Below are 11,953 nucleotides of genomic sequence, written 5' to 3'. Positions count from 1 at the left end.
TAGTAAAATACCAGATGATGGCGATTTTGGCTACAAAAAAACAGGAAAAACAAAAACCATAATTGGTTATTTGTGTGAAGAAGTGAAGGTAGATTATAACTATACAAACCAAAAAGGAAGTGTTTCTTTCTGGATCTCTAAAGATTTCCCTGTTCAAAACAAAGCGTTACCAATGTTGGGTATGAAAATGAATAATCCTAATTTTTCTGGTTTTGTTTTAGAGATGGATACGCTACAAAATGGAAAAAAATTTAAAATAGAAGTTACTGGTATTTCAGATAAAAAAACCTCAATTAATACTAACGAGTATAAAAAAATGGGATTCTAAAAAAGAAATAACTATGAAAAAGATACTAATACATACCCTTATACTTTTTGTTTTTACCTCTTGTTTTGGAGATAAGAAATCAGGAATTACCACAAATTTTAATGATACTTCTTTCGAAAATAAAAGTTTTCAAACAAAAGTTACACTTTCAGAAATTCCTTCACCTTGTAGTCTAATCAATAAAAATCAATTGGCAGAATTATATAATGTTGCTGATGAAAACATCATAATAATTAAAGGTAATATTAAAAACAAACAATGTTCTTTTGGAGTAAAAATATCTGAAGATAAATTTGGCTATTTAACTGGCGGCATTAATTTTTACGAAGACAAAGACAAATTAGCAGATGGTGCTACTTGGATAGAAAGCTGGCAAATACAAAAAGGAGTTTCTAAAAGTGCAGAATGGATTCCTAATTACGGAAAAGCCGCTCTTTGGATTGGTAAAAAAAGAGAATTACGCGTAAAATTAAAAGATTACACCATGTCTTTATACATTCCGGGTTCTCCGTTTAACAAACAAGAATTGGCGTATAAAAGAGACTATAAAAAAATAGCGTTAGCAATTGTAAAACAAATTGACTTTTTAAACTAAAAAATTATGAAAACAAAATTACATTTTATCCTTTTTATTCTCTTTGCTCAAGCTTCATTTGGGCAATTCATTACAACTTGGGAAACAACTAGAACAGATCAAAATATTATTATTCCTACCAACTCAGATTTTACTTATAATTATAATGTAAGTTGGGGAGATGGAACTACTTCCAATAATCAAACAGGAGATGCCAATCATACCTATGCAGAAAAAGGAACTTACACTGTAAGTATTACAGGAACTTTTCCTGCAATATATTTTTATCGTGAAATTTTTAATTCAACGTTTGATAATAATAAAAAAAACATAAAAACAATAGAAAGTTGGGGAAATAACCAATGGAAAAGCATGAGAAGAGCTTTTAGAGGATGTGATTTGTTAACTATAAATGCAACAGATAATCCTAATTTAACCAATGTTAGCGATATGTTGCAAATGTTTTACAATGCGAGTAAAGTTAACCCAAATACTAGTAATTGGAATGTAAGTAATGTTACCAATATGAAAGCAATGTTCTATGGCGCAAAAGATTTTAACCAAGATGTTAGTAATTGGGATGTAAGCAATGTTACAGATATGGGTTTTATGTTTTACAATGCCATAAATTTTAATCAAAACATAAGCAATTGGAACGTTAGTAAAGTAACAAAAATGGACTTAATGTTTGAATTGGCTGTGTCTTTTAACCAAGATATTAGCAATTGGGATGTTAGTAGTGTTACAGATACAAATAGAATGTTTAGAAATGCTACAAACTTTAATCAAAATCTTGGAATTTGGAATATTAGTAATGTTTTAGATATGAATAAAATGTTTCAATTTTCTGGTTTAACAACTAATAACTATGATGCAATTTTAACTGGCTGGTCTTCACAAAACGTAAAACAAAATGTTACATTAGGAGCAGAAGGCATAAATTATTGTAACGCAGAAAATGCAAGAGCTGTTTTAATTGATGCTCCAAATAATTGGACAATAAATGATGGAGGAAAAGGTACTGATTGTTCTTCTGCAGAAACTACATCAATACCAGATTCTAACTTCGAGCAATATTTAATAGACGAAAATATAGATTCTGATGCAACCATAAACGGGCAAGTATTAACTGCGGATATAGAAAATATTGATGCGCTAATTTTACCAAACAAAAACATTGCTAATTTAGTAGGTATTCAAGATTTTACCAATTTAGTTGAATTAAATGCAGCTAACAACCAAATTTCTAATATTAATTTAAACAAAAACTTATTATTAGAAAAATTATTTATGGCTAACAACCAACTTACTGATGTTAATTTATCAAAAAATATAGCTTTAAAAAACGTTGATGTTGGCGAAAATCAACTTACAGAAATAGATGTTCATTTGCTTATAAATTTAGAGAGTTTGTCTATTTATAAAAATCAAATTACAGAGATAAATATCCTTTCTAACCAAAATTTACAGGCATTAATTTGTAATAATAACTTAATAACAACAATTGATACCAGAGAAAATAATCAATTGTCTTGGATTAATGCAGAAAACAATAGTTTAGAAAACTTAATGCTTAAAAATGGTAATAATTCTCAAATGATAGGATCGTTATTTAACACAGAGAATAACCCAAATTTAACTTGTATAGAAGTAGATGATGTAAATTACAGCAGCACAAATTGGACTCAAATAGATGCAACAGCCAATTTTTCTACAGATTGTGCACCTGCAAACGACGAATGTACTTTCGCAATTCCATTAACTTTGGGGCAGCAAACCCCTGGTGATATTAATAGCGGTACTTTTACAAATGCTACAGATTGTGTTGCAGGCCCAATAATTGCAGATGTTTGGTTTACGATAACTGTACCAGAAACTAGAGAGTTTAGTATAGAAGGTTCAGGTTTTGGTGGCCTTTTAAAATTTGCATTATATGATTCTTGTACAAGTGCATCTGCTATAAGTTGTGGGTTAAATATCTCTTTAACCAACCAAACACCAGGCACTGTTTATTATTTAAAAGTTTGGATGGAACAAACGAACACCTCTAGTAAAACTCTCAATTCAGATGCAGGAACATTTACAATTAAAGCAAACGAATCTAGTGTATTATCTGTGAATAATATTTCTGAATCAGATAATGATTTAGTCCTATTTCCAAACCCAGCAAGTACAGCATTTACTATTTCCTCTGCAAGTTCTAAAATTCAAAATATAGAAATATATAATCTTTTAGGAGAAAAAGTTTTTAATCAAAAAGCGAAAAACACATCAAAAGTAGCCATTAGCACTTTAAGTTTTTCTAGAGGGATTTATTTAATTAAAATACAATCAGACACTGCAATTACTTCTAGAAAATTAGTAATTAAATAAGTTTTTGTAGAAATATTTTATAAGCTTAACACAAAGCATCAACAAAAGTTGGTGCTTTTTTTATGTACCAATTTCTTCTATAAAACTCTTGTTAGCATTGTTTTTTAAACTTTTATGAAATCTAAGGTTATCCAAATAAAGTAAAACACTAAAAATGAGTACTAAAGATAAAATGGAGATTCTAATTTTAAAAAAATGAGACTCTAAATTAGTTTTATACCAGCTTTCTATCAACAAATAAAAACCAGCAAAAGAAACTATAAATAAAAATATAGAAAAAAACAAATCTCCAATTCTTAAAAACTTATAATAAGAGATTTCTATATCGGTACTATTTTTAAATTTTTTAGTATTAAAAATTAAACTTACTAATGCAAAAAAGGTAACAAATATGGGTATAAAAAGAGAAATGTCTTTTTTTAACTTTAACAAAAAACTTCCATTTTTAAACTCAGTATATAATGTATAGCAACCCGCTAAAAACACACAACTAATTAGGCAAAACAGTAAAATTCTATACAAAATTTTCACACCCTAAAAGTACTTAATTTTATAGGTATTAGAAAAACTATTTTTTTATGGCACGAACTTTGTTTTAACAAAGTCTTAACATTAAAACTTTCTAATTATGAAAAACCTAAAAAAACTACCAACCAAACAATTAGAAAAGTTCTCTAACATTTTTACCCAGTTAGGACTTGTACTAGTGCTCTTTATTGTGTACGTAACTTTAGAGCACAAAACTCCTCAAAAAACTGTGGCTATTTTAAGCACAGAAAGTAAAATTCCCATTTTTATAGAACCCGATGAAACTATTGTGTTTCAAAAAGAGAAAAAAGTTGTTAATACTCCAAAAGTAGTACAACCCAAAGTATTTATACCAGAAGAAGTGGTAAAAGCAGAAAACCATGTACCAGAAACCATTATAGATACCAAAGATGAGGAACCCTTAATTGTAACACCAGACGAATTGGTAACGATAGATATCCCAGAAGATGATGATTCTTTTGTAGATGATGTTCCTTTTATGATGATAGAAGATGCACCCGTTTTTAAAGGATGTGAAGGTTTATCTAAAAAAGAAAACAAACGCTGTTTTGATAAAAAAATGAAACAATTTGTACAACGAAATTTTGATGCAGAATTAGCCAACGAAATTGGTTTAAATGCAGGTAAATACAGAATACAAACGCAGTTTATTATAGATGATAAAGGAAACGTAATAGACATTCAAATTAGAGCGCCACACCAACGTTTAGAAAAAGAAACCAACAGATTAATCAATAAGCTACCCAAATTTACACCTGGTAAACAAAGAAACCAGCCTGTAAAAGTTAGGTATACGCTCCCCATTTCATTTAGTATACAATAAATTACAAAGCTCAACCATTTGGTTGAGCTTTTTTATACTTGCAATTTAGATTTTGTTACTTTTGTAAAATGAGAATCAGTCAATTTTTAGATGCAACTTATTTAAAAACAGCTACACAAGCCAAAATTTCTGAACAAGAAAATTTACAAAATGTAATAGCACTTGTAGAAGAAGCCATCACCTATCACTACAAGTTGGTTATGATTCGTGCCAAATATATACCCACTGTGAAAAAACGCTTATTAGATGCTAAATCGTATGTGTTAATAGGTACAGTTATTGGTTTTCATGAAGGTACTTATAGTTTATCAGATAAATTAGAAGAAGCACAAAAAGCCATAGATTTAGGTGCAGACGAGTTAGATTTTGTCATAAATTACCAAGCATTTAAAGAAGGAAAAATAAAACTTATTACAGAAGAAGTGACCCAAGGCACAAAACTTTGTCTAAAAAACAATAAGGTTGTAAAATGGATTATTGAAGTTGCAGCACTTACAAACAAAGAAATAATTGTAATTTCACAATTGATAAAGAAAATAGTTTTAGAAAATTTTGGAGAAGAAAATGCAAAAAAAGTATTTGTAAAATCGTCTACAGGTTTCTTTAAAACTGCAGATAATTTACCAAATGGAGCTACCTTAGAGAATATAAAGCTAATTTCAGAAAATGCGAAACCACTGCAAGTAAAAGCTGCTGGCGGTGTTAGAGATTACGAAACTGCTTTAAAAATGATTGCTTTAGGTGTAGATAGAATTGGTACATCATCATCAAAAGAAATAATTAACAAACAACCCAACACAAACCATAAAGATTACTAATTTTGAAAGACTTTTTTGCACATGAAACTGCTGTTATAGATGCAGATTGTACCATCGGAAAAGGCACAAAAATTTGGCATTTTAGCCATATTATGTCTCATGCAATTATAGGCGATAGCTGTAATATTGGTCAAAATGTGGTGGTGTCTCCAAAAGTAACTTTGGGCAAAAATGTAAAAGTGCAAAACAATGTTTCTATTTACACAGGTGTTATTTGTAAAGACGATGTTTTTCTGGGTCCTTCAATGGTGTTTACCAACGTAATTAATCCAAGAAGTGCTATCAAAAGACAAGATCAATATTTAGAAACTATTGTAGAAAAAGGCGCAAGTATCGGTGCAAATGCAACCATTGTTTGCGGCAATAATATTGGCGAATATGCTTTTGTTGGTGCAGGCGCTGTGGTTACTAAAGAAGTATTACCTTACGCTTTGGTGGTTGGCAATCCATCGAAACAAATTGGTTGGGTTAGTCAATATGGCCATAGATTAAATTTTAACGAGAATGGTATTGCAATTTGTAAAGAAAGCCATCAAAAATATCAACTAAAAAACAATACAGTTATAAAATTATAGGATGCTAAAAAAAAATATATTTCTAGTTTTATTATTTCCATCTCTCTTTTTTGCACAATCAGAAAGATACCCAGTTTACGATGTTTGTAAAGGATCAGACATTGCAGTTATAGAAGATTGCTTTTTTAGCACTACCAAAAAACATTTTTTTGCTGAGTTTAAAACTCCAGCAATTGTAGAAAACGAAAAATTTAAAGGCTTAGTAAATGTTTTATTTGCCGTTACAGAACAAGGAAGTTTTAAGGTGATTTATGTAAATACACCTTATAAAGAAATCGAAGCAGAAGTAAAAAGAGCTTTTAAAGTTTTTCCTAAAATTATACCAGCAAAGTTTGATAATAGAGATATAGAAATGCAGTTTCAGTTGCCTATTCAGTTTCCAATATCAAGCGCAAAAACGGAAACAGTTAGTTTAAACTTTAATAAAAAAGAAACAAAAAAGATAGATTTTTTAGCAACTGTAAAAAAAAGTAAGCTTGCAGATTCTATATTTTTAGAACACAATAGCCAGTTAAATATTCCTTTTACACATCAACGATATGTAGATTATGAGTTTGCTTTGCACAAAGCAAAAGGTACACACACAGCTTCTAAACCTTATGTTTACAACGAAATAAACAACTATTTAGATCTAACTGCTCAAAAAAAGCAGTTTTTAAAACCAGAAAAAACAACGTGGGTTGGTAACAAAATTTGGAACGAACATTTACTACAAGTAAAAAAGAAAGATTTTTGGTTTACACTAGATTTTCTGGTAGATGTACAACTAGGTAAAGACAATTCAGATGTGTCTTACACCTATAATAATTCTAGAATTTTAACTGCAAATGGTGCTTTAGGAGATAAGTTTTCTTTCTCTGCAACCGTTTATGAAAGTCAAGGTAGGTTTGCAGAGTATGTAAATAGTTATATTTCTAATACATCACCATTAACAAGACCCAAAAACTCAGAAGGTTTAGTTCCTGGAAGGGGCAAAGCAAAAGGGTTTAAAGAAGACAGTTTCGATTATCCAGTAGCAGAAGGTTATTTAGCTTTTCAACCCAATAAATTTATGCAATTTCAGTTTGGTAATGGTAGAAATTTTATAGGTGATGGTTACAGATCTTTTATACTTTCTGACGTTTCTGCACCCACTACGTATTTAAAAATGAAGGTAGATTTCTGGAAATTTCAATACACCAACGTTTGGATGTGGAATACTGAACCCTCAATATCATCTGCTTCTAATCCAAATGAACATGCTAGAAAATATATTGCAGCACATTATTTAAGTTTAAATGTATCAGATAAATTAAACATCGGTTTCTTTGAAACTGCTATTTCCTCAGGAGAAAATGGTTTTGATGCTGGTTTTTTAAATCCTGTAATGTTTTACAGGGCAGTAGAATTTAATAGAGGTGAAGATTCTGGAAATGCCATTATTGGTTTAACAGGAAAATACAAGTTAAATAATAACATATCTCTATACTCACAATTAATTGTTGATGAATTCTCTGTTGGTAATTTAGGTAATTTAGACGATTGGAGAAATAAATTTGCCTACCAAATTGGTGCAAAATATTTTGATGCTTTTGACTTAGATAATTTGTTTTTACAATTTGAATACAACTATGCAAGACCTTACACATTTGCACACAGATCACCCATTTTAAATTATGGTAATTACAGCCAACCCATGGCACATTTATGGGGTGCAAACTTTTATGAAGCCATTGCAATTGCTCGTTACAAAAAAGACAGGTGGTCTTTTAACGGAAAGCTAACTTTGGGTAAAAAAGGGTTCGATTTTGAAGATGAAGCAATTAGTTATGGTGGTAATATTTATCAATCGTACGATGATAGGTTTGGAGACATTGGTAATAAAATAGGCCAAGGAAATACTGCAAATATATTTATTGCAGATTTTAATGGTAACTATTTATTAAATCCTGCCAATAATTTAAGTCTTTTTGCAGGTTTTATGTATAGAAAATTCTCTGTAGATGTATCTACAAATGCTTTTCCAGCAGGAAATACGATGTGGTTTTCTGCAGGTATTAGAGCAGATTTGTTTAATTGGTATTTAGATTTTTAATTTTTTTTTTAATTTTAAGAAAATATGTTATAAATATGATTATATTTGTAACGTGATGCTTTTAAAGTATCACACTTTTTCTTTTTCATAGCAATTTTCCCACTCAATTTATTGAGTGGGTTTTTTCTTTTTGGTCTATACCTCTTTAGAAAATGTTAAAATTATAACTTTCTAAATGTTTTCATTAAAAGAATGCCAACAAAAGCACCTTAAAGGTATGGTAAATTCATAATTATCAAATATCTTTGCAAGCTAATTGTGGTAAAATGAATACAACAGTTATTTCAGACAAGAAAACATCTATGCAAACAGTTATTTCAGATTTTAAACAACTTACCAAAGTTGGTCTGTCATTAAGCGTTGTATTTTCTTCTATTGCAGGATATCTTTTAGCAGTAGAAACCGTTAATTATTACATTCTTTTTTTACTAGCTCTTGGTGGTTTTTTTATGGTAGGTGCCTCTAATGCATTCAATCAAATTATAGAAAAAGATACAGATGCTATTATGCAACGCACAAAAAATAGACCTTTACCAACAGGTAGAATGTCTGTAAATACGGCACTTTTTATAGCAATTACATTTACTATATTAGGTATTGCAATTTTATATAGCATTAATCCAAAATCTGCTTTATTTGGTGCCATATCCATATTTTTATACACAAGTGTATATACACCTTTAAAAGCAGTAACACCTTTAACCGTTTTTGTTGGGGCAATTCCAGGCGCTATACCTTTTATGTTAGGTTGGGTTGCAGCTACCAATAACTTTGGTATAGAAGCAGGTTTTTTATTTATGATTCAATTTTTCTGGCAGTTTCCACACTTTTGGGCAATAGGCTGGTTGCAATACGAAGAGTATAAAAAAGCAGGCTTTAACATGTTGCCAATGGGTAAAAAAGACAAAGGCGCTATCAAACAAATAATATTTTACACCATTGTAATGATATTGGTATCAATAGCACCTGTTTTAAAAGTTTCTGGAGATTTTTATATATATCCAGCAACAGCAATAATAGTTGCTTTTTTAGGACTAGTAATGTTGCATTATGGTATAAAATTATATAAGACTGAACAAAATATAGACGCAAGAAAATTGATGTTGTCTAGTGTTTTATACATAACTGTTGTACAAGTTATTTATGTAGTAGATAAATTTTTACATTAAAAAAATCAAGATGGAAGAACAAGCATTACAACAAGAACTAACAGTGGCCAGAAGAAAATCTGCAAAACCTATGTTGTGGGTTTCTATGATAAGTATGGTTATGTTTTTTGCAGGCTTAACAAGTGCCTATGTAATTAGCATGAAAAGAGACGATTGGGTAACTTTTGATTTACCAGACGCATTTTACATAAGTACTGCGCTTATTGTTTTAAGCAGTATTACACTTATTTTATCACAAAATTTTTTAAAAAAAGATAAAAGATCAATTTCTTTAGGATTGGTAATTGCAACATTAATTTTAGGTATCGCATTTATATGGCAACAATATGTTGGCTTTAATGAACTTAAAAATTCAGGTTTGTATTTTACAGGACCAGGTAGTACAGTATCAACATCTTTTATAATTGGCATCACATTAATGCACGTTTTACACCTAATTGCTGGGGTAATTGTACTTTTTGTTGTTATTTATAATCATTTTAAATATAAGTATAAACCAAATGATTTGCTAGGGTTTGAACTTGGTGCAATCTTTTGGCATTTTGTAGATATACTATGGATTTATCTATTTTTCTTTTTCTATTTTATTAGGTGATGAAAAATGATTAATTTTGCACAACTATTTTTAACATTCAATTAATAGAAAACATTTATGGAAGCAAATATTGCTGTACCTACTGACAAAAAAGAAACCTGGGGTGGAGGTGGTGCTAGACCATTTGGCGCTAGCTACGGTAAAATGATGATGTGGTTTTTCATTTTATCTGATGCACTAACTTTTTCTGGATTTTTAGCAGCTTATGGTTTAACACGTTTTAAGTTTATAGACTCTTGGCCTATAGCAGATGAGGTTTTTACACACGTACCATTTGTACATGGAGATTACCCAATGATTTACGTTGCAATAATGACGTTTATCTTAATCTTTTCATCTGTAACAATGGTGTTAGCAGTAGATGCTGGTCATCAAATGAAAAAAAATAAAGTAGCTTGGTATATGTTTGCTACCATTATTGGAGGTATTATTTTCGTAGGGTCACAAGCTTGGGAATGGAATACATTTATTAATGGAACTTATGGAGCTGTTAAAACCACAGATGGTAAAGTATTACAATTTGTAAAAGATGGTAAACAGATAGCCTTAGCAGATTTTGTTACTGGAGATAGAACAGATATTAAAGAAGAACACACCAAAAGAAATGGTTTGTGGTTTCAAAAAGGGGAAACTGTAGCTACTTATTCTGTAGGTAAGGTGATAAATGCTTATAATTCGAATCCTGCAATACAAGTTAGAACAGAATTGATAGACTTAGACAAAAAGCAAAAAACAATTCTTTCTAGAGAAGAAGGCGCAGCGCAATTAGCAAAATCTAAAATGGTAGTAGAAGGTGCAAACCTAGAAGCTAATGAATATGGTAATACCATTTTCGCAGATTTCTTTTTCTTTATTACAGGTTTTCATGGTTTTCACGTATTTTCGGGTATTGTAATTAACATTATCATTTTCTTTAATGTTATTTTAGGTACTTACGAAAGAAGAGGCCATTATGAAATGGTAGAAAAAGTTGGTTTATATTGGCACTTTGTAGATTTAGTTTGGGTATTTGTATTCACATTCTTCTACTTAGTATAATTACAATAGCACTTTAGATTTAAAAAATAAAGTATTAAAAAATGGCACACGCACACGAATCAAACACAAAAAGAATCTGGATAGTTTTCGGTATTCTTTCTATAATAACATTAGTAGAGGTTTATTTAGGTATTATTAAACCAGAAGCTTTACACTTACATGGTCCTGGTACTAGTTGGTTAAATTGGATTTTTATCATCTTAACTTTAGCAAAAGCTTATGGTATTGCATGGGTATTTATGCATTTAGAAGGAGAAAAAAAATGGTTTAGACGATCTATTGTTTGGTCAGCCGTTTTTCTAATTATTTATTTAGTAACCTTATTACTAATAGAAGGAGATTATTTATACGACACATTATCACCACTTGTAAATTGGTAAGATATATTTAAAAGGTGGTTTTAACCACCTTTTTTTTTGCACTTAATTTGTTAAAAATAGGTTAAAATACATTTATATAAAATGAAATTTATCAGTAAAAAAAGAGTTGTATTATTCTTGTTATTTATTTTTCCGTTATTATTTTACCTAGTATTATCTTCAGGGATAAATAACTTTGCAAAATTACCTGTTGTTACAAAAAACATTACAGATATCTCTTTAATAGATAGCAGTAATAAAGTACAATTTAAAAACAATATCTCTGTAGTTTGTTTTTTAGGTGATGATATTAGCAATATAAAAGGAGGTGTTTTTAACTTAAATCAAAAAATATATAAGCCTTTTTATGGTTTTAAAAACTTTCAAGTAATTGCTATTTATCCGAAAGGAAAAGAAGCAGAAGCACAAGAGCTAAAAAAAGAAGTAGGTGCTTTTACAGATATGGTAAAATGGAAATTTGTAGCAAGTTCAAAAGAAGAAATTAAAGCACTTTACGATAGTTTTAAAACAAACGAGAGTTTAGAAAATTTACAAACATCTAAAGCATTTATTATAGATAAGGAGGTAAATTTAAGAGGCAGAACAGATGATGAAGATCAAAAAGATGGTTTACTTTTCGGGTATGATATGAATTCTGTAGCTATTTTAAAAGACAAA

At 29.8% G+C, this 11,953-nt stretch carries 13 protein-coding genes; 12 read left to right on the top strand and 1 reads right to left on the bottom strand.

Annotated features, from left to right (window positions below):
* From ACTG3S_RS05325 to ACTG3S_RS05315, 3 genes are all read left to right on the top strand, one after another.
* The coding region (locus ACTG3S_RS05325; protein WP_439128332.1) for a hypothetical protein at window positions 1–328 on the top strand (328 nt) is incomplete at its 5' end.
* Window positions 329–341: 13 nt separating this feature from the next.
* The gene (locus tag ACTG3S_RS05320) at window positions 342–923 is read left to right on the top strand and encodes a hypothetical protein (protein WP_439128331.1); all 582 of its coding nucleotides are present in this window, start codon (window positions 342–344) and stop codon (window positions 921–923) included.
* Between the two features lie 6 nt (window positions 924–929).
* Window positions 930–3,275 (top strand): BspA family leucine-rich repeat surface protein, encoded by a 2,346-nt coding sequence (locus ACTG3S_RS05315; protein WP_439128330.1) that lies wholly within the window; start codon window positions 930–932, stop codon window positions 3,273–3,275.
* Window positions 3,276–3,335: 60 nt separating this feature from the next.
* Here the strand turns inward: ACTG3S_RS05315 and ACTG3S_RS05310 are convergent, their stop codons facing one another.
* Window positions 3,336–3,707: a hypothetical protein gene (locus ACTG3S_RS05310; protein WP_439128329.1), complete on the bottom strand. Its 372-nt coding sequence runs from the start codon at window positions 3,705–3,707 to the stop codon at window positions 3,336–3,338.
* A gap of 196 nt (window positions 3,708–3,903) precedes the next feature.
* On the opposite strand from ACTG3S_RS05310, the gene ACTG3S_RS05305 reads away from it, so the two are divergent.
* The 9 genes from ACTG3S_RS05305 to ACTG3S_RS05265 form a co-directional block, all read left to right on the top strand.
* Complete coding sequence (locus ACTG3S_RS05305; RefSeq protein WP_439128328.1) at window positions 3,904–4,647, top strand: energy transducer TonB; 744 nt, start codon at window positions 3,904–3,906, stop codon at window positions 4,645–4,647.
* A 68-nt stretch (window positions 4,648–4,715) separates the two neighbouring features.
* Entirely contained in the window at window positions 4,716–5,465 is a 750-nt protein-coding gene (gene deoC / locus ACTG3S_RS05300; RefSeq protein ID WP_439128327.1) for a deoxyribose-phosphate aldolase, read from the top strand.
* A 2-nt stretch (window positions 5,466–5,467) separates the two neighbouring features.
* The gene (locus ACTG3S_RS05295) at window positions 5,468–6,040 is read left to right on the top strand and encodes an acyltransferase (protein ID WP_439128326.1); all 573 of its coding nucleotides are present in this window, start codon (window positions 5,468–5,470) and stop codon (window positions 6,038–6,040) included.
* 1 nt (window position 6,041) lies between these two features.
* Window positions 6,042–8,114 carry a gliding motility protein RemB gene (locus tag ACTG3S_RS05290; protein WP_439128325.1) on the top strand — a complete coding sequence of 691 codons (2,073 nt, stop codon included), beginning with the start codon at window positions 6,042–6,044 and terminating at the stop codon, window positions 8,112–8,114.
* 266 nt (window positions 8,115–8,380) lie between these two features.
* Window positions 8,381–9,283, top strand: coding sequence for a heme o synthase (cyoE, locus tag ACTG3S_RS05285; protein WP_439128324.1), 903 nt, complete (start codon window positions 8,381–8,383; stop codon window positions 9,281–9,283).
* Window positions 9,284–9,293: 10 nt separating this feature from the next.
* Complete coding sequence (locus ACTG3S_RS05280) at window positions 9,294–9,878, top strand: cytochrome c oxidase subunit 3 (protein ID WP_439128323.1); 585 nt, start codon at window positions 9,294–9,296, stop codon at window positions 9,876–9,878.
* A gap of 57 nt (window positions 9,879–9,935) precedes the next feature.
* Complete coding sequence (locus tag ACTG3S_RS05275) at window positions 9,936–10,916, top strand: cytochrome c oxidase subunit 3 (protein WP_439128322.1); 981 nt, start codon at window positions 9,936–9,938, stop codon at window positions 10,914–10,916.
* A gap of 41 nt (window positions 10,917–10,957) precedes the next feature.
* Window positions 10,958–11,296, top strand: coding sequence for a cytochrome C oxidase subunit IV family protein (locus ACTG3S_RS05270; RefSeq protein WP_439128321.1), 339 nt, complete (start codon window positions 10,958–10,960; stop codon window positions 11,294–11,296).
* An 81-nt stretch (window positions 11,297–11,377) separates the two neighbouring features.
* On the top strand, window positions 11,378–11,953 hold a 576-nt coding region (locus ACTG3S_RS05265), incomplete at its 3' end, for a hypothetical protein (RefSeq protein ID WP_439128320.1).

Source organism: Polaribacter sp., from assembly GCF_965656025.1.
Taxonomy (GTDB): Bacteria; Bacteroidota; Bacteroidia; order Flavobacteriales; family Flavobacteriaceae; genus Polaribacter.
The sequence above is the reverse complement of the archived record's forward strand: the minus strand, read 5'-3'. Positions and strand labels throughout refer to the sequence as shown.

What these genes read in the sequence shown, in the direction of transcription:
- ACTG3S_RS05320 (WP_439128331.1), top strand. Translation starts at nt 342, where the DNA reads ATGAAAAAGATACTAATACATACCCTTATACTTTTTGTTTTTACCTCT.
- ACTG3S_RS05315 (WP_439128330.1), top strand. Translation starts at nt 930, where the DNA reads ATGAAAACAAAATTACATTTTATCCTTTTTATTCTCTTTGCTCAAGCT.
- ACTG3S_RS05305 (WP_439128328.1), top strand. Translation starts at nt 3,904, where the DNA reads ATGAAAAACCTAAAAAAACTACCAACCAAACAATTAGAAAAGTTCTCT.
- deoC (WP_439128327.1), top strand. Translation starts at nt 4,716, where the DNA reads ATGAGAATCAGTCAATTTTTAGATGCAACTTATTTAAAAACAGCTACA.
- ACTG3S_RS05290 (WP_439128325.1), top strand. Translation starts at nt 6,042, where the DNA reads ATGCTAAAAAAAAATATATTTCTAGTTTTATTATTTCCATCTCTCTTT.
- cyoE (WP_439128324.1), top strand. Translation starts at nt 8,381, where the DNA reads ATGAATACAACAGTTATTTCAGACAAGAAAACATCTATGCAAACAGTT.
- ACTG3S_RS05280 (WP_439128323.1), top strand. Translation starts at nt 9,294, where the DNA reads ATGGAAGAACAAGCATTACAACAAGAACTAACAGTGGCCAGAAGAAAA.
- ACTG3S_RS05275 (WP_439128322.1), top strand. Translation starts at nt 9,936, where the DNA reads ATGGAAGCAAATATTGCTGTACCTACTGACAAAAAAGAAACCTGGGGT.
- ACTG3S_RS05270 (WP_439128321.1), top strand. Translation starts at nt 10,958, where the DNA reads ATGGCACACGCACACGAATCAAACACAAAAAGAATCTGGATAGTTTTC.